The following is a 16,116-nucleotide window of genomic DNA, read 5'->3' as shown; positions in this document are numbered from 1 at the left end:
AGCCAAAAGGCGTTTAATTGACAATCTTTTTCGAAATCAAGCGACGTTGCTTTCCATGAACGTTCTCACCTCAGCAGTAGCTTGACGCATGGCGGAAAGCATCTGACGCTTTTTCGTTTCCGCCTCGTCGTAATGCGCTTCCGCCCGTTTACACAAATGATAGATTTTCACCGCACCAAAGTTGCCCGATGCACCTTTAAAGCGATGCGCCGTGCTTTTCCAAGCCTCATCATCCTGAGTGCCAATTGATTGCTCAAGGGTGGCAAGCGCTTCCTGGGCCTGATCCATGAAAAACTCGACCAGGGATTTCTCTTCAGCAGCATCGCCGCCGGTGAACATGCGCAGCTGTTGCAGATCTACCGGCGCATCGGCGAAGATAGGCTTACCCGCATGATGGTCGCTGTCATAGGCGGAAGGAGCCGATTTCTCCATTAAAAACCAGTGTTCAAGGATATAGCGCAGGCGATCTGGTTTGAGCGGCTTGCTGATATAGTCATCCATACCGGCTTTAAGACATTTTTCCCTATCGCCGATCATGGCGTTGGCCGTCATGGCAATGATAGGCACGTGTTTGCCTGATGCTTTTTCCAGATGCCGAATAGTTTCAGCAGCGAGATAACCGTCCATGACCGGCATCTGGCAGTCCATGAAAACCATGTCGTAGCCTTTTTCCTGGTATTTGCTGACCGCTTCTTCACCATTTTCCGCTAAATCTATCTGTGTAAAACCGAATTTGAACAGCAACTTCATGGCAAAGAGCTGATTAACCGAGTAATCCTCTACCAGTAGTACATGGGCCTGCGTAGCATCCTTGCGCGAATGCTGCGCTGCGCGCGTGGGAGACACATACTGTTCCTCAACTGGACAAAACTCTACTGGCTCACAGGGCAGCGTGAACCAGAAGGTAGAGCCCTTGCCGATTGCGCTTTCCACGCCAATTTGACCCCCCATCTTGCATACGAGATGTTTGGTGATGGCAAGGCCTAAGCCGGTGCCACCGTATTTGCGGGTAACGGAGGTGTCGCCCTGTGTAAACTTGTCAAAAATCTTGGAAAGTTTTTCTGGGGGGATGCCGATGCCCGTATCTTCCACCTTAATGCATAGCGTCTTCTGATCCTTATCGAAACTCACCTCCTGCCGAACATGGCCAAATTCGGTAAATTTTACCGCATTGCCAAGCAGGTTCACAATAATCTGGCTCATTCGCCCCGGATCACCCTTGATGTATTGAGGCAGGTTTGGATCGCAATCACTTAGCAGTAAAATGCCCTTTTGTTCCGCCGCCGGCTTTAATATTTGCAAGTTATCGTGCACACAATCCTTGAGATTGTATGGAATATTTTCCAACACTAGCGCGCCGGCTTCAATTTTTGAGAAATCCAGAATGTCGTTCAGCAGCATAAGCAGTGTTTCGCCGGATGCGTTGATCGTCTGAACGCATTCACGCTGTTCGGCATCCAGCCTGGTATCGGAGAGCAAATGTGCCATGCCAAGCACACCATTCATGGGCGTGCGCAGCTCATGGCTCATATTGGCCAAGAAATCACTCTTGGCGCGATTGGCTTCTTCGGCTTTCTTGAGACTTTCCTGTAAATCACGTGCTGCCGCCTCGGCCTTGAGGTTGGCGCGCTTAAGCTGGAAAAGTGATTGCTCCACGTTCTCTCTTGCTTTGCAGCGCTCAATGACCTGTCCTAGCTGCTTGCCAACATTCGCCATGGCCGAAAGCAGGCTCTCATCCGGAATCTCCGCTTTCGTGGAATAAAACTCTATCACGCCCATGGCATTTCGTCCCAGCATAATCGGAAAGCCGAATGCCGCTTTAAATCCCGCCTGTGCGGCAGCGTCCTTGCGCCGGTACACGGATGATTGGGTGACATCCAGCACCCACATCGGCGTGCAATCAGCGAAAATCTCTCCTACAAACCCTTCGCTTCGCGCCGTTTCGAAATGGCCGCACGCTTCCTTGAAAGGAGCATATGCTTCGGAAGACTCCATATGCCAGACATCGGCGCTGACCAGCAGATTTTGCTTTTCATCGAACAAATAAGCATGTCCCATCTGCCAGCCAGTATAGCCGCAGATGGCATCCAGCGCCGCCTGTAAACCGGCCTGAATGCTATCGGCCTCATTGGCCGCGGAGGCAATACTTTTAAGCAGCTGCATCAGCGCAGTGGTGCGCTGCATTTTCTTATGCTGCTCCATCAAATGGTTCTTAATCTTTTCAATTTTGGTGCTTTTAAGGTAGGATGATCGGGCGAAGAGAAGTGAGATCAATATCCCAATCAGAATGCAGACTGCCTCTATTTCATAAATACGGGAGTTCTTTACTGCAAATTCCTGGGCGTCCAGGTCGATACCGGCAATGCCTGCAAACTCTCCCTTTTTGTTATAAAACGGCGCATAACCGGAAATAAAACTTCCCCAGCTATCGGTGTAAGGCTTTTTATTGAATGTGGTGCGCCGTGTGCGCAACGCCTCCATCAGCGCTGTGTTTTTTGACGCATCCTCATACACATCCATGATATGAGACTTACTCTCGATTCCGGTTTTGGTAAGAACCCCAGGCGGCGTGGGGTCGAGAATGAAATAGACCTTTCCGCCTTTCAAAATGCAGGTGTAGACATATTTCAGATTAGGAAACATGGTCTTCACTTCGGCTAATTCCCGAATGGCTTCAAGATATGCGGGGCTGGTTTCCTGCCCACGCGAAGTGAAGCTGGCGTGAAGATCGCCATTCACCTGTTTAGCTGCGGCGGAGGCAATGCCGGTCAGGTAATCCTCAACATCGTCGTTGATGGCGTTTTGCGCATAGAAATAGAGCACACCGCTACTGGCCAAAACCGCCAGAAAGGTCAATAATCCGGTGTAAAAGGCGGCCTTCAGGGATTGGCTAAGATGCATATCATTACCCATTGCCACCCGCTCGGGCGATTGCACAATCCTCAATATAGTGGCGCATTTTTTCCTTGCTGAACGGCTTGGGCACGAAGCCGGATGCGCCTGCGTTCAGTGCGTGGGTGATGTTATCCAGGTAGCTATTGCCGCTGAACATCACGACATACGCTTCCGGATCTTTGTGAATGATCTCTTTGAGCACTTGAAATCCATTATGATCCGGCAGGTTGATATCAAGAAACACGATATCGGGTGCGTGCAGCAGGTAGTTGACGATGGCTTCGCGGGCATCCTTTGCCGTGATCAAGGCATATTCTTCCTTAAACAGGTTTGAGACAAACCGCCGTGTCATGTCATCATCTTCCACCACAAGAATATGCATGGGATTGCGTGCACTCCTGCATTTCTTCGCAGCAGCAAAGGCTTCGGACACATATGCCGTTTCGCCAAAATTCGCCAAATCATCCGGCAGTGTTACGGAAGCCGCATCCGGCACTTTGGAAAGCAGAATCTTGCGGATATCCCGCCAGCCATAAAACAAATCATGTAGATGACTTTGGGGCTTGTCATGCACTTCCGCCGCTTCCGTGATCCTTGTCTGTAATTCGTGGAGTATATCAACACCAGGCGCTTGGCCGATCAATAGGATATCCCGGTCCTGACACAGAACCACATCGCAATCGGCAATTTTATATTCTGCCTGCATCGCCTGCAGCGTTCCAAGCGGAAATGCAGGGTTGATACCAGGTGCAGCCTCTGCAAATTGCATATGGATGCAGCGCCAGGATTCCAGACTAGCCGGATCGCGGCCAATGCATTCGGCAAGCGATCGAATGTAGTTCTGCGCATTTTCTTTAATTATACGCATGGGAGCTCCTATTAATTACGGTTGGGCAGCGTTCGATGTATTGGTATATTTTGTCGGGTGTGAACGGCTTGGCGACAAACCCCTTAGCGCCGCGCTGCATGGCCTGCAGCACGTTCTCCTTGTCGGAATTGCCACTTAGCATGATGATATAGGCTTGTGGGTCGAGCAGAAGGATGCGATCCAGCAGCTCATGCCCGGTTACATTCGGCAGGTTGATGTCTAAAAAGAGAATATCTGGCGCCAGCTGAGCGTAGGTCGTCAGGGCCGATTCGGCATTTTCCAAACTGGTGAGGTTATACTTCTTGCTGAGGATATTCCCGACCAGGCGGCGCGAGAATGTGTCATCTTCCACGAGCATGACTTCCGGTGCTTTATGTTCCGCACGCCGTTCGCTAATCTTCGCCTTAGTGCGATCGCTTATCTCCACATCCAAAATGGCTTCACGCTTGGCCAGGGTAAGCCTGGCTTGCGCTTCAGCCAGTTGAGAGGCCCTCGCCTCTTGTTCAGCTTTCTTTTTTTTCTCGATTCTTGGTTCCAGCAACGCAAGCAAACGCCCAGTATCTCTGATCAAATCATAAAAGCGAGCCTCATATTCCAGCATGGTAAGATCGAATATCTTGGCCACCGCGGCTGTCAACTTGTGCGCTATTCTTGCATGTAGCCCCGGGGACAGAACAAACACATCACCACCTTCACAAAAGAAAATTTTGCTATCGGCGCTTTCGAGTTCCTTTTGCACTATGCCCGGAAGCGTTGAGAACAGCTTCTCTGGGCTTATTTTCTCATGAGAAAATCTAAAGGATACGCTTCCTGTTTCGCCGGCATCGTGCAAAAGCTGTTTGAGTGTTTGCACCAGTTTACTCTCTGCATCGCTATCAATAAGGATCATAGGACACTCTCGTATCTTTGTGATTTTATTGTATATTTAATGGCACTAGCTTTTGTTAACACCTTAATAACTCGAGGTTGTATTTTCTTTGGCTTTGCTAAAAATAGGAGAGATGAATTTTTTGCCGGTTGCCAGTAAATACAGTTAATTCAATGAGTTATTGCGCAACTTCTGGTCGTCGGCGCGGATGCAATGCTGTTAATGGAGCAATTAGCGGATGAATCATGTGCCGCCGTTCGTTATATTCACCTGTAACAGGAGAGGAACGCATGGCTAGCTTATATGAGCGCATGGGTGGCGAATCCGCTGTGCGCGCAGCTGTCATCAAGATGTACGATAAAATTTTAAGCGATGATGCGTTGGCGCCCTTTTTTGAGAATATCGATGTGGACGCACTTCGACATAGCCAGTTCGCTTTCGTAAGTTACGCATTCGGCGGGCCGAATCATTATACCGGGAAAGCATTGCGCGCCTCACATAAGAACGCTGTCCAGCATGGTTTGAGCGACATCCATTTCGATCTGGTGGTAGGGCATCTCAAAACAGCCATGATAGAACTCGGCCTGCCAAATGCTCTGATAGAGGAAATGTCGGCCATTATAGAGGGCACGCGAGGCGACGTACTGAACAAATAATGACTGCGGTGAGAAGCTCAATCACATCCATCCAGCGCTCGCCATTTACCAAAAGGGCCGCACGAGGCGGCCCTTTTGGTAAATGGTGGTGGAGGTAGGATTGATTCGGCTCGTTTTAACTCGCCTCACCCTTAGGGCGTTCGCTGCGCTCACGTCCAACGCCCTTTCGGGTCGTTGTCGAACCTGACTTGGTTCTCATCCACTCCGTCATCCATTTACCAAAAAGACCGCACGAGGCGGCCCTTTTGGTAAATGGTGGTGGAGGTAGGATTCGAACCTACGTAGACATACGTCGGCAGATTTACAGTCTGCTGCCATTGACCGCTCGGCCACTCCACCACGGAGCGTTTTGGCTTTTTGCCATGCATGGGGGCGGATTTACAAGCGCCCCTGTTTGCGGTAAGGCGTTGTCCTAACTTAGCGGGCGCGCCATTGCAAGCCCTAACATCGTTCTTGAGGCCATCCCATGAAGCCCCCTTTTCCACCACGCGGTTCCGGCAGCGGCAAGCCGGGAGGCAAATTCGGCAGCGGAAAGCCGCGCCCACAGGGCCAAGGCGGGCCCCGGCGCGAGGGTGGCGAGCGCGATGGGCAATTTCGCCCTAAACATGGTAAACCCGGCGGCGGAAAACCACATGGCAGGCCACAGCAGCATGGAAAAGGCGGCCCTACGCCACGCGTGCAGGTGGAAGTGAAGGGACGAAGCGACCGTTACTGGCTCTATGGCTGGCACCCGGTGCTGGCAGCGCTGGGGAACAATAAACGGCAGTTTTACCGGTTTTTCGCCACGGCAGATGCGCTGGAGCAGTTGCAGAGCCAAAAGCCGGAGCTGGCGGCCAAGGCGGCCAAAATCGGCGTGGTGAAGGCGACCTCGCAGGATATCAGCGCCTTGCTGGCCCAGGATGTGCCGCATCAGGGCATTTTGCTGGAGGCCGCACCCCTGCCCGGCGAAGGGCTGGAGGCGATTTTAGACAGCAAACGCACCGGGCCGGTGCTGCTGCTGGACCAGGTGACGGACCCGCACAATGTGGGGGCGATTTTGCGATCGGCGCTGGCATTCGGCGCGCGGGGCATCATTACGACCGACCGGCATAGCGCGCAGGAGGCCGGGGCGCTTGCCAAAGCCGCCGCCGGGGCGCTGGAAAGCATGCCGCTGGTGCGGGTGCCCAACCTGGTGAATGCCATGCTTGCCTTGAAATCCGCCGGCTATTGGGTGCTGGGGCTGGATGGCGATGCGACCGTGACGCTGCATGACGCCAAGCCGACGGATAAAACCGCGCTGGTGCTGGGCAGCGAGGGCAAGGGGCTGCGCCGGTTGAGTGCCGAACGCTGCGACCAGCTGGTGAAGCTGCCGATGAGCGGGGAGATGGAGAGCCTGAATGTTTCCGTGGCGGCGGCGATTGCGCTGTATGAGTGTTTTCGGCGTTAGGTTCTAGGTACGCCTATTCTCAATCGCGGCTGATCGCCCTTCATGCGGTTTACTTCCTCCAGAATGGCGTTGTGCTGCTCACGGATGGGCGCAATGTCGGTTTGTACATCAACCGTCCGCGTATAATCCTCCAGGTTACCATCCGGATGCTGCCCCTGCCAGTTGAACAGGGTTTGGATGTTGTGGATAGTCCATGGGGCGCAATCATGCTGCCCTGGATGTTGCTGTGCCGCTTGTATTGTATGAATAGCGCACCCTGGCAACTGCTGCTGCAGATGTTCTCTTAAATAATCGGGCACCGGCATTCCATACGGACATTGATAAAGGAAGCTATTGGTGGCTGGCTGGTATGCAAGCATTACGGAATGATCCACGATTTTCGTCGGATCATTCGGGTGAGGTGTGCCGCGTGGACTTGGGATGACGAGTGATGCCAAAACCAGCGTGGCGTCCGGATTGGCGTTGAAAACCGCTGTGGTATAGTCGAGATTCCTAGCGGTGTTGATAAGGATGGCATTGAATCCTTCAAGCGTGTTGGCTGGCAAGAGCAAATCCAGCAACTGCATGGTCAAGACCGATTGATACGCCTCACCAATGGGAATGGGTTGCGCCATCATGATTACCGCCAGTCATCCTTCTTGGTGTCTTTTTTAGCCCACATAGTGCCTTCCCAGGAATCCTTCTGGCCCCACATGGTGCCGGACCAGGCACCCTCGCTTTTTGTCGGCGTTCTGGCGGGGGGAGCGGTGTCTTTGGGTTTGCCGATTTCGACACCGAAGATGCTTTTGCCCTTTTTGCCGTCATTGCCGGTTTTTTTGGCGATCTTCTTTTCGGCCAATTCCTTCATTTTGCGTTTGCGGGCTTCCTTTTTGGCTTTTTTGATGGCCATTTGTTCCAGCACTTTTTTGGCGTTTTCGCTCATGCCGAAATCCTGGCTGGGGTCGACGCCGGGCAGGCTGATTTTATTCTTTTTGCCCGCTTCCTTCATCATCTGCTGTTTGTATTCCTCGATGCGGGCTTTCATGGCGTCCTGATAGTCGGGCTTGCCGTCGTATTTAGAGCCCCCCATGGAGGCCGCGCCCCCCTTTTTCATCATGTTCTTTTTCAGAAAGTCGCTGGCCTTAAAGGTTTTGCGGCCACCGCCATCGCCAGCGCCGCCACCCATGCCGCCAAAAAAGCCTCTTGTCATTGCCGCTTACCTGCTTCATGCTTTGCTTATGCCAATATACCAGGAAATCGCTAAATTTTCTTTAGTTTTTGCCGTGTTGACCACGGGCGCACATGCCGTTGAACCCTGCCACACGGCTAGCAAGGTGCGGTTTTTCGATATTCAGAACAAGGAAAAGGCCGCCTATGCCGTGGAACTGGCCGCGGATGAGACCACCCAGGAAAAGGGACTGATGTTTCGTACCAAGCTGGATGCGGACAAGGGCATGTGGTTTGTGTTCGACCATTCCTACCGCGTGGCCATGTGGATGAAAAACACGCTGATTCCGCTGGATATGGTGTTTGTGGATGAGGCGGGCGTGGTGCGTTACATCGAGCATGAGGCCAAACCGGAGACGCTGACCATTCGCCAGACGCCCTCCCCCGCGCGCTATGTGCTGGAGATTGCCGGTGGGCAGGCGAAAGCGCACCATCTCGCGCCGGGCGACCGGGTTCGGTGCGAGGCAGCCCCTCAAGCCCAGAAATAAACCAGCATGCACAGGCTCAGCATGACGAGCAGCAGGCACAGCAGGCTGCCGGAGGTGATGGTTTGTGAAAACAGCCTGCAGCCCCGGCAGTTCCAGCCATTGCCGTAACCCGCATGGAAGATGCCGCTGAGATCGCGGTAGGCGGTGGTGACCAGATGCTCCAGCCTTTGCCAGAGCATGCGGCCGGGGCGACGGATGAACCAGTCCCAGTCCAGCGTGAGGGTGAGGGTGCGGCCCAGCCAGGGCAGCAGCAGGAAGAAGGCGAGCGCGGAGAAGCAGAGCAGCTCGAGCTGCGGCAGCACGTGGCTTGCGGTATAGGCCTCGTACCCATAGGGCGGCAGCGGCAGCATGCGGTAGAGCCCTTCCGGCCAGATGCCGGGAAGGATGCAGAGAAGTGCGAACACGCCCATGCCGATGCGCGACGGCCATGGGGCTTCCGCCGGGCGAAGGCCGCTGTCCTTCTGGAAAAAGACGAACCAGGGATATTTGATGCCCGCATGCAAAAACACGCCCGCGCTGGCGGCAATCAGCGCCATCCATACCCAGAAGAGCTGCTGATCGGCCGCGGCCTGAATGGCGAGCCCCTTGCTGACGAAACCCGACGTGAGCGGCATGGCGGAGATGGCCAGCGCACCGATGCTCGCACACAGGGTGGTGAAGGGCATGCTGTGGTAAAGGCCGCCCAGCTCGCTGCAACGGCGTTTGCCGGTGGCTTCCAGCACCACACCGGCGGACATCATGAGCAGACCCTTATAGATGATGTGGCAGAAGGCGTGCGCCGCCGCGCCCAGCAAGGCCAGCGGCGTGCCGATGCCAATGGCGGCGACCATGAAGCCGACCTGGTTGACGATGCTGTAGGAAAGGATGCGGCGGGCGTCGTTTTCCAGCATGGCCATGACGATGCCGTAAAAGACCATGAACAGGCCGATCGGGATCAGGATATCCAGCCCGCCGAAGAGCATGATGGCCACAAACACCGCCGATTTGGTGGTGATGGCGGAAAGCAGCGCCGTGCCGCTGGGCGAGGCTTCGGGGTAGCTGTCCGCCACCCAAGAGGAAAACGGCGGCGCGCCGAGGTTGACGAGGATGCCGATGAGGATGAGGGCCTCGGGCAGGTGCTCATGCGTCAGAAGTTGATGCCAGTCGTTGATGGCGAAGGGGGCGATGGCATAGGTCTCGTGCATGACCATGTAGAGGCTGATGCCGCCGATCATCGCCATACCGCCGATCAGGTGCAAAAAGGCATAGCGCATGGCTGCGGCGCGGGCAGCTTTCGTACCGCTGCTCCAGAGGATGATGACGGCGCCGATGGCGAGCATCTCCCACCAGATGAGGAGCGAGGGAAGATCGCCGGAGAAGACGATGCCGAGCGCGCTGGCGGCATAGAAATAACCGGCGGCGAGTTCCGTGCGCGGGAGGCGCTGCCAGGCCAGCATGCCGCTGCCCCAGAGCGCGATGCAAAAGGCGGTGCCGAACAGGCGGCTGCATGGGCCGACCATCAGCCATTGCAGGTTGGCCAGCTCCACATGCAGCCCCCGCGGCAGCAGCCAGATGAAGGCAATGGCATAAAGCGGCGCGGCCGCCAGCGTAATGCGCAGAAGCGCCGCAGGCAAAAAGAGAATCAGCGGGATAAAGGCCAGCAGCAGAAAGGCGGGAGAAAGATGCCACCATTCGGTCATGACGCGCCTCCTTCGTAATAATCTTCCGGGCGCTTCAGAAGTTTGCCAAGCAGGTTGGAGACAAGCACGATGCACGCGCAGGAAAGGAAGCCATACCAGGCAAAGAAGAAAGGCGTGGCATCAATGCCAAAAGCGGGGTGCGACGGGGTGAAGAGCTCCGTCACCAATAATGCAAGCAACAGCAGTGCAAAACCGGACCAGAGAAGGCGCACTACGCGCGGGGAGAAATCACTGTAGCGGCCAGTGCGGGCGGGAGGTTTTTCGGCAGGTTTTTTGGGTGTTTCAACGACGGGCGCGGGCGGCGCTTCCGTTTGAAGCGCGGCTTCTTCCATCGCGGTTTCGCGCTGCTGTTTTTCAGCCTTGGCGATTTCCTCCAATGACGGGAGCTTGACCGTCAGGAAAGACGGAAGGGAAATGGAGGGAACCGGCACGGAAGATGGTTGAACGGCGGGCGGCTGTTTTGCTGCTTTTTTAACCGGCGGTTTTTTATCGGTTCCTTTTTTGGGTGGTTTGCGCGTCATGGCGTGCCTCCCTTAAGCGGCATCAGAAGCTGCAATAAAAAGGGGCTGAGGAAGAATAATAAAATGCAGGCTATGGCGGTGCCGACGGTTGGGATGAGCATGGTCCAGGGGGCATCGGCCATGCCGGGTTTTTCTTCCACCGCTGGGAGGAAAAACGCACGGTAGATGATGGGCAGAAGATAAGCAGCGGAAAGCAGGGAACCGGTGGCCAGCGCGATAACGGCGAACCAGTCCTCCGCTTCCAGCATGCCGCGCAGCATCCACCATTTGCTGATGAAGCCCGCCGTCGGCGGCAGGCCGATGATGGAGAGGCTGGCCAGCGCGAACGCGCCCATGGTCCAGGGCATGGCGCGGCCGATGCCGTTCAACTCGCTCACTTTGGTTTTTCCCTGCATGGTAGCGATATTGCCCGCCGCAAAGAAGAGGCAGATTTTCGCCGCCGCATGGGCGGCGATGTGGTAGACCGCGCCGATCACGGCCCAGCCCTTGAGCGTGGAAAGCGCCAGTGTGATGTAACTTAATTGGGCGATGGTGGAATAGGCCAGGCGGGATTTGAGCTTGTCCTTCCGCAGGGCGATCAACCCCGCAAGCACCACGGTGGCGCCCGCCATGACGGGCAGCCAGTTATAGCCGAGCGGATGGTCGAAGGCATAGGTGGCAAGCGTGGCGGTACCAAACACATAGACCAATAATTTGGCGATAAGGAAAACACCCGCCTTCACCACGGCCACGGCATGAAGCAGCGCGCTGACCGGAACGGGCGCGACCATGGCGGCGGGCAGCCAGCGATGAATGGGCATGAGGGCGGCCTTGGCCACGCCATAGATGGCGAGCAGCAGAATGATGCCGAGCCAGGGTGCCTGCGCATGGCTGGAAAGGATGCCGCCTGCGGCATAATCCAGCGTGCCGGCAAGATGCCAGATGATCAGCATCGCCGGGAGCAGAAGCGCGAGCGACGCACCGAGCAGCGTGAAGAGATAACGTCTGCCGCTCTGGCGCGATTCCTCATCGCCCGCATGGGTCACCAGCGGATAGGTGCAGAGCGTCATCATTTCATAAAACAAAAAGGTGGTGAGCAGGTTGGCCGAAAACGCCATGCCCACCGCGCAGCCGATGCTGGCGGCCATGCAGGCATAGAAACGCGGCTGGTTGGCCTCGTTGTTTTTACGCATGTAGCCGATGGCATAGAGATGGGTGACGGGCCAGAGGCGCGTGGCAACCAGGGCGAAGAGCAGACCGATGGGCTCCACGGAAAAGCGAAGCGCGATGCCGGGCAGCCAAGGAAGCAAGGTGAGAGAGAGGGATTCGCCCGACTGGTTGATGCGATACAGCATGAACACCGCCATGGCGGTGAGGATGCCGAGCAGAAGCAGGGACGCATCGCGCCCGTTGGCAGGGCGGATGCAGACGGCGAGCGGCACCCCCAGCCAGGGCAAGGCGAGCGATGCCAGTAACCAGAGTTGCGCCGTGCTCATGCGCCCGCTCCTTCCGGCCAGAAGACACGCGCGGCGGCCTGCGCCCATTGCAGGTAACGCGCATCAAGGCCGAGATAGATGATCACCGCCAGCAGCATGCCCAGCGGCACCAGCATGGTGCGGGGGATATCCCGCCCGGGTTTGGCGTCATCCGTTTTGGCATAGAGCGCCTCGGCCACGTTCCATAGATAGGAAAAGGCCAAAAGCGTGCTGACAACGACCGCCAGAACAAGTGGCACCGCCAGCCAGAGCGGCTGGTTCATGAGGGCTGTAATAAGCTGCCATTTGCCGACAAAACCGACGGTGAAAGGCAGGCCAAGCATGGCGAATGAGGCAAGCAGAAAGGCCATGGAATTATACGGCATGGTGGCCGCCATGCCGCGGATATTGCCAAGCGTGGCGGGGCGCGCAAGCTTCCATGTCATGTTGCCTACGGCCATGAAAAGGGTGGACTTGGTGAGGCCGTGCGCCAGCATGATGGTAAGCGCGGCTACAAGGGCTTCAGGCGTGTTAAGGCCAATGGCCAGGGCGATATAGCCCATATGCGCGATGCTGGAGAAGGCGAGCATGCGCTTCAACTGATCCTGCCGCCGGGCGGCGATGGAACCGGCCAGCATGGCCACCCCGCCACAGGTCATCAACAACATGCCCAACTGTGCGTGCCCATGCAGCGTGAGCAGCAGACGAAGCAACGCATAAGCGGAAAGCTTGGTGGTGATGCCCGCCATGATGGGCATGATGGAAGAGGGCGCGTGGCTGTAAGCATTTGGCAGCCAGAAATGGAGCGGGAAAAGCCCCATTTTCAGCATCAGGCCAGCGGCAATGAAGGCATAGGCCGCGAGCACCGGCATGGCGGACTGCCCCTCCCCTTTAACTATTCCCGCAAGCGCATCGGCCATCAGGCTCATGTTGAGGGTGCCGGTCATGATGTAGATCAGCCCGATGCCGATCAGCATGAAGGTGGCGCCGATGGTGCCGAGCAGAAGGTATTGAAAGGCAGCGGAAACCGCCCTTCGTTCCCGGCCCAGAGAAATGAGGGCGTACGTGGCCAGCGAGGAGATTTCGAGAAAGACATAGAGATTGAAGGCATCATGCGTGACCGCCATGCCGGAAAGCCCCATGATGCAGAGAAGCAGGCAGGCATAGGCGAGCGGCTGGCGCGCCTGCTCCAGTTCGGCTTCCAGCGCGTGGCGCATGTAAAGCACGCCCGGCAGGCCGACGAGCACAATGATCCAGAGTAAAAATATGTTCAGGCTGTCGACCTGAAGCTGAATGCCGACCAGGCTTTTCAGGCCGCCGAGGAGGTAGAACATGTTGGTATCGGCATCCAGCACATAGGCGGTGCGGCACATGCAAAGAAACATGAGCGCCAGCACTGTTTGCGCCACCGCCCATGCCGCGCGCGGCGTGCGGCAGAGGGAGGCCGCCAGCGCGCCGAAAAGCGGCAGCAGCACCATGAGGATGGGAATGTGCGCGGTGAGGATATTCACGCATTATCCTCCCGGTCGGCATCGGCTATTTCCAGCTCATTCAGCGAGCCATAGGCGCCATGCAGACGGATGACCAACGCCAGACCGACGGCAAGCGTAGCCACGCCCACCACGATGGCGGTGAGCATCAGCACCTGCGGAAGCGGGCTGGCATAGACGGCGCCGGCCTCATCGCGCAGGATGGGCGGCACGGATTTTTTGACCCAGCCGGCGGCGATGTAGAGCAGCAGCACGGATGTTTGAAACAGGCCAAGGCCCATCAGTTTTTTCACCAGGTTGCTGCTGGCAATGGCGATGTAAAGCCCGGTCATCATCAATATCACGGCGACGTCGTAATGAAGGTGCTCAACCATGATGGCCCTTCCCTGCCCCCAGCTTTTCACCCCGGTAGCCGCTGAAGGCGTAAAAGATGGCGAGCATTACCGCACCCACCGTCAGACAGATGCCGATTTCCACCAGCATGATGCCCCAGAGCTGGCCTTTGACGGCGTCATCGGCCAGGGCGCCGTAGGTGAGAAACGCGCGCTCGCGCAGCATGGAACCGACGCCGGTAAAGAGATAGACGGCCAGACCGATGGCCGCCATGCGGCAGAGCGTGAGCATGCTCAAAAAACGCTGCGTATCCCGCGTGCCGAATACCAGCCCGTGAAGGATGAAGGCGGCAGCCCATATCACCCCGGCCTGAAAGCCGCCACCCGCGCTCAACTCCCCATGCAGCAACACATAAAGGGCATAGAGCAGGATGAAGGGCATCAGGGATTTGACGATGATGCGCAGCACGACCTGATCACGCATGGCCGTCTCCCTTAGGTGTGCCGCCGAACAGGTGACGGATGCCCGGCCAGAGAATGAGCAGCACGGCGATCAGCGCGGTGAAGACCACGGCGGTTTCGCCCATCGTATCGTAACCACGGTAGCTGGCGAGTACGGCGGTAACCATGTTGGGCACGCCGATATCGCGTTGGGTGCTGGCCTGGTAATGGCCGTTGGCCGTGAGATCGCCATTGGCATCCGTCAGGCGGTTGACGGGGGTATCGGCCTCCCCGATGGGGGGGAGCTGGTGCATGACCAGCATCAGCGCCAGGCCGAGGCAGGCGACCATGCCAAGCACCAGGAAATGTCCCTTGTGCGGGCGGTCGTCATGCTTGCCGGTATGCAGTAAGGTGGCGATGATGACGAGCGTGCTGATGCCCGCGCCGACGGCGGCCTCGGTGATGGCGACGTCGGGGGCTTCCAGCAGCAGGTACATGGTGGCCACGAGCAGGCTGAAAATGCCGAACAGGATGGCCACCATCATGGTTTTGCGCAGGCGAGCCGCGGCAAAGGCCGTGGCGACCAGCAGCAGCAGGATGCCGACATGCTCAAGCATCATGGCCGGTGCCTTTCATGCTGGCTTTCTTCTCGCGGATGACGAGGGCGGCGCGTGCCAGCGCATGCGTGGCCACCGGGCTGGTAAGCAGCACGAAAACCAGCAGCAAAAGAAGCTTGGCGCATTCCAGTGTGAAGCCGAGCTGCAGCATCAGCCCGATCATCACCAACGGCATGCCGAGGCTGTCCTTGATGCCTGCCGGGTGCATGCGCGTGAAGAAATCCGGCATGCGCACCAGGCCGATGGCGGCAATCAACATGCAAAGCGCACCAAGCAGGGTGAGGAACTGGCCGAGCACCACCATCATGCCGTGTCCCGGTTGGTGGGGTGGTAAAGCTCGTTGCCTTCCACATCGAGCCGTTCGTACTCAAAGCCTTTAAGCAGCGCCACGGAAAGGATCATGTTGATGAGCGCATAAACGAGGGCGATGTCGATGAAGGAGACGCGGTCCCACCCGATGGCAAGGATGGCGATGAAGGCGACAATGTTGCTGCCGAAACCGTTGGCGGAGAGAATCCTGTCCGGCAGGGAGGGCCCTTTGATGGCGCGCAGCAGCACCAGCGCCATGGACAGCAACAGCAAGATAAGGGCTGCCTGCATCATGGGGTTTTCCCTCCCATGCCGGGAAGCGGCAGGCCGCGGGTGAGGCCGAGCAGGCGGGCTTCCATGCCGCCCTGGCGGAGCTCCTCCAGCGATGAGGACTCAAGCGCATGCACATAAATACCCGCGCTGCCGCTCGGCTTTTTATTGACATCCACCGAGACGGTGCCGGGTGTAAGCGTGATGGAATTGGCATAGGTGGCCAACAGCAGATCGTCCTTCAGGCCGGTGATGACCCAGCCGAATTTGGGCTGAAGGCTGATGCCGGGCGAGATGGAAAGCCGCATCACCCGCAGGCTGCAACGCGCCATTTCCACCAGCAGCCAAAGCCAGTAACGCGGGGTGTGCACCAGCACGCGCAGCCTGCGCGTTTCGCGGTCGGAAATGGCCAGCCGGTGAGCCACCCAGCAGGTGAGCAGGACGGAACAAAGGCCCGCGCCGATGAAAAAGGGCGACCCCTGCCCGGACCATACTCCCCAGCACAGTGCCAGCAGCAGGCTCAATGTAAGGTAGCGCATCGGCACCCACGGCATTGGTTTATACCAGATGCTGTTATAACGGTCCGGGCCGGGGGC

At 57.0% G+C, this 16,116-nt stretch carries 18 protein-coding genes and 1 tRNA gene; 3 read left to right on the top strand and 16 right to left on the bottom strand.

What is annotated here, in order from left to right:
• Window positions 1–36 precede the first annotated feature (36 nt).
• Genes GC177_02490 through GC177_02480 form a run of 3 tightly spaced genes read right to left on the bottom strand, consistent with a single transcriptional unit; the run spans window position 37 to window position 4,652 of the window.
• The gene (locus GC177_02490) at window positions 37–2,913 is read right to left on the bottom strand and encodes a response regulator (protein ID MBI1274822.1); all 2,877 of its coding nucleotides are present in this window, start codon (window positions 2,911–2,913) and stop codon (window positions 37–39) included.
• Entirely contained in the window at window positions 2,906–3,763 is an 858-nt protein-coding gene (locus tag GC177_02485) for a response regulator (GenBank protein MBI1274821.1), read from the bottom strand. Before GC177_02485 ends, GC177_02490 begins: the two co-directional genes overlap by 8 nt.
• Complete coding sequence (locus GC177_02480; protein ID MBI1274820.1) at window positions 3,750–4,652, bottom strand: response regulator; 903 nt, start codon at window positions 4,650–4,652, stop codon at window positions 3,750–3,752. The genes GC177_02485 and GC177_02480 overlap by 14 nt, the downstream gene beginning before the upstream one ends.
• Window positions 4,653–4,876: 224 nt before the next feature.
• Between GC177_02480 and GC177_02475 the strand changes: the two genes are divergently transcribed.
• Entirely contained in the window at window positions 4,877–5,287 is a 411-nt protein-coding gene (locus GC177_02475; protein MBI1274819.1) for a group 1 truncated hemoglobin, read from the top strand.
• Between the two features lie 253 nt (window positions 5,288–5,540).
• On the opposite strand, the gene GC177_02470 is transcribed toward GC177_02475, so the two are convergent.
• Window positions 5,541–5,626, bottom strand: a tRNA-Tyr gene (locus GC177_02470).
• Between the two features lie 127 nt (window positions 5,627–5,753).
• Here GC177_02470 and rlmB point away from each other — a divergent pair.
• Complete coding sequence (gene rlmB / locus GC177_02465) at window positions 5,754–6,713, top strand: 23S rRNA (guanosine(2251)-2'-O)-methyltransferase RlmB (protein ID MBI1274818.1); 960 nt, start codon at window positions 5,754–5,756, stop codon at window positions 6,711–6,713.
• Here the strand turns inward: rlmB and GC177_02460 are convergent.
• Window positions 6,710–7,330, bottom strand: a complete 621-nt coding sequence (locus GC177_02460; GenBank protein MBI1274817.1) for a hypothetical protein — start codon at window positions 7,328–7,330, stop codon at window positions 6,710–6,712. The two genes, rlmB and GC177_02460, sit on opposite strands and share 4 nt — an antisense overlap.
• A 2-nt stretch (window positions 7,331–7,332) precedes the next feature.
• Window positions 7,333–7,809: a hypothetical protein gene (locus GC177_02455; GenBank protein ID MBI1274816.1), complete on the bottom strand. Its 477-nt coding sequence runs from the start codon at window positions 7,807–7,809 to the stop codon at window positions 7,333–7,335.
• Here GC177_02455 and GC177_02450 point away from each other — a divergent pair.
• A complete protein-coding gene (locus GC177_02450) occupies window positions 7,781–8,407 on the top strand; it encodes a hypothetical protein (protein MBI1274815.1) in 627 nt (208 codons plus the stop codon). The two genes, GC177_02455 and GC177_02450, sit on opposite strands and share 29 nt — an antisense overlap.
• Here the strand turns inward: GC177_02450 and GC177_02445 are convergent.
• Genes GC177_02445 through GC177_02400 form a run of 10 tightly spaced genes read right to left on the bottom strand, consistent with a single transcriptional unit; the run spans window position 8,392 to window position 16,074 of the window.
• Window positions 8,392–10,086 (bottom strand): Na+/H+ antiporter subunit D, encoded by a 1,695-nt coding sequence (locus tag GC177_02445; GenBank protein ID MBI1274814.1) that lies wholly within the window; start codon window positions 10,084–10,086, stop codon window positions 8,392–8,394. The genes GC177_02450 and GC177_02445 overlap by 16 nt on opposite strands.
• Complete coding sequence (locus GC177_02440) at window positions 10,083–10,607, bottom strand: hypothetical protein (GenBank protein MBI1274813.1); 525 nt, start codon at window positions 10,605–10,607, stop codon at window positions 10,083–10,085. Before GC177_02440 ends, GC177_02445 begins: the two co-directional genes overlap by 4 nt.
• Window positions 10,604–12,130: a monovalent cation/H+ antiporter subunit D family protein gene (locus tag GC177_02435; protein MBI1274812.1), complete on the bottom strand. Its 1,527-nt coding sequence runs from the start codon at window positions 12,128–12,130 to the stop codon at window positions 10,604–10,606. The genes GC177_02440 and GC177_02435 overlap by 4 nt, the downstream gene beginning before the upstream one ends.
• Window positions 12,079–13,572: a monovalent cation/H+ antiporter subunit D family protein gene (locus GC177_02430; GenBank protein ID MBI1274811.1), complete on the bottom strand. Its 1,494-nt coding sequence runs from the start codon at window positions 13,570–13,572 to the stop codon at window positions 12,079–12,081. Before GC177_02430 ends, GC177_02435 begins: the two co-directional genes overlap by 52 nt.
• On the bottom strand, window positions 13,569–13,925 hold the full coding sequence (locus GC177_02425) for a hypothetical protein (protein ID MBI1274810.1): 357 nt from the start codon (window positions 13,923–13,925) through the stop codon (window positions 13,569–13,571). The genes GC177_02430 and GC177_02425 overlap by 4 nt, the downstream gene beginning before the upstream one ends.
• Window positions 13,918–14,367, bottom strand: coding sequence for a Na(+)/H(+) antiporter subunit B (locus tag GC177_02420; protein MBI1274809.1), 450 nt, complete (start codon window positions 14,365–14,367; stop codon window positions 13,918–13,920). The genes GC177_02425 and GC177_02420 overlap by 8 nt, the downstream gene beginning before the upstream one ends.
• Window positions 14,360–14,944 (bottom strand): DUF4040 domain-containing protein, encoded by a 585-nt coding sequence (locus tag GC177_02415; protein ID MBI1274808.1) that lies wholly within the window; start codon window positions 14,942–14,944, stop codon window positions 14,360–14,362. The genes GC177_02420 and GC177_02415 overlap by 8 nt, the downstream gene beginning before the upstream one ends.
• A complete protein-coding gene (locus GC177_02410) occupies window positions 14,934–15,248 on the bottom strand; it encodes a sodium:proton antiporter (GenBank protein MBI1274807.1) in 315 nt (104 codons plus the stop codon). Before GC177_02410 ends, GC177_02415 begins: the two co-directional genes overlap by 11 nt.
• Complete coding sequence (locus GC177_02405) at window positions 15,245–15,544, bottom strand: pH regulation protein F (GenBank protein MBI1274806.1); 300 nt, start codon at window positions 15,542–15,544, stop codon at window positions 15,245–15,247. Before GC177_02405 ends, GC177_02410 begins: the two co-directional genes overlap by 4 nt.
• On the bottom strand, window positions 15,541–16,074 hold the full coding sequence (locus GC177_02400; GenBank protein MBI1274805.1) for a hypothetical protein: 534 nt from the start codon (window positions 16,072–16,074) through the stop codon (window positions 15,541–15,543). Before GC177_02400 ends, GC177_02405 begins: the two co-directional genes overlap by 4 nt.
• Window positions 16,075–16,116: the final 42 nt, after the last annotated feature.

The organism is bacterium (genome assembly GCA_016124905.1).
Taxonomy (GTDB): domain Bacteria; phylum Pseudomonadota; class Alphaproteobacteria; order Rickettsiales; family RI-342; genus RI-342.
This window is presented reverse-complemented; position numbering and strand designations above follow the sequence as displayed.

Excerpts from the sequence above, each read along its gene's own strand:
- GC177_02490 (MBI1274822.1), bottom strand. The coding sequence starts at position 2,913 with ATGGGTAATGATATGCATCTTAGCCAATCCCTGAAGGCCGCCTTTTAC.
- GC177_02485 (MBI1274821.1), bottom strand. The coding sequence starts at position 3,763 with ATGCGTATAATTAAAGAAAATGCGCAGAACTACATTCGATCGCTTGCC.
- GC177_02480 (MBI1274820.1), bottom strand. The coding sequence starts at position 4,652 with ATGATCCTTATTGATAGCGATGCAGAGAGTAAACTGGTGCAAACACTC.
- GC177_02475 (MBI1274819.1), top strand. The coding sequence starts at position 4,877 with ATGTGCCGCCGTTCGTTATATTCACCTGTAACAGGAGAGGAACGCATG.
- rlmB (MBI1274818.1), top strand. The coding sequence starts at position 5,754 with ATGAAGCCCCCTTTTCCACCACGCGGTTCCGGCAGCGGCAAGCCGGGA.
- GC177_02460 (MBI1274817.1), bottom strand. The coding sequence starts at position 7,330 with ATGATGGCGCAACCCATTCCCATTGGTGAGGCGTATCAATCGGTCTTG.
- GC177_02450 (MBI1274815.1), top strand. The coding sequence starts at position 7,781 with ATGGAGGCCGCGCCCCCCTTTTTCATCATGTTCTTTTTCAGAAAGTCG.
- GC177_02455 (MBI1274816.1), bottom strand. The coding sequence starts at position 7,809 with ATGATGAAAAAGGGGGGCGCGGCCTCCATGGGGGGCTCTAAATACGAC.
- GC177_02445 (MBI1274814.1), bottom strand. The coding sequence starts at position 10,086 with ATGACCGAATGGTGGCATCTTTCTCCCGCCTTTCTGCTGCTGGCCTTT.
- GC177_02440 (MBI1274813.1), bottom strand. The coding sequence starts at position 10,607 with ATGACGCGCAAACCACCCAAAAAAGGAACCGATAAAAAACCGCCGGTT.
- GC177_02435 (MBI1274812.1), bottom strand. The coding sequence starts at position 12,130 with ATGGGCGCAGGCCGCCGCGCGTGTCTTCTGGCCGGAAGGAGCGGGCGC.
- GC177_02425 (MBI1274810.1), bottom strand. The coding sequence starts at position 13,925 with ATGGTTGAGCACCTTCATTACGACGTCGCCGTGATATTGATGATGACC.
- GC177_02420 (MBI1274809.1), bottom strand. The coding sequence starts at position 14,367 with ATGCGTGATCAGGTCGTGCTGCGCATCATCGTCAAATCCCTGATGCCC.
- GC177_02415 (MBI1274808.1), bottom strand. The coding sequence starts at position 14,944 with ATGATGCTTGAGCATGTCGGCATCCTGCTGCTGCTGGTCGCCACGGCC.
- GC177_02410 (MBI1274807.1), bottom strand. The coding sequence starts at position 15,248 with ATGATGGTGGTGCTCGGCCAGTTCCTCACCCTGCTTGGTGCGCTTTGC.
- GC177_02405 (MBI1274806.1), bottom strand. The coding sequence starts at position 15,544 with ATGATGCAGGCAGCCCTTATCTTGCTGTTGCTGTCCATGGCGCTGGTG.
- GC177_02400 (MBI1274805.1), bottom strand. The coding sequence starts at position 16,074 with ATGCCGTGGGTGCCGATGCGCTACCTTACATTGAGCCTGCTGCTGGCA.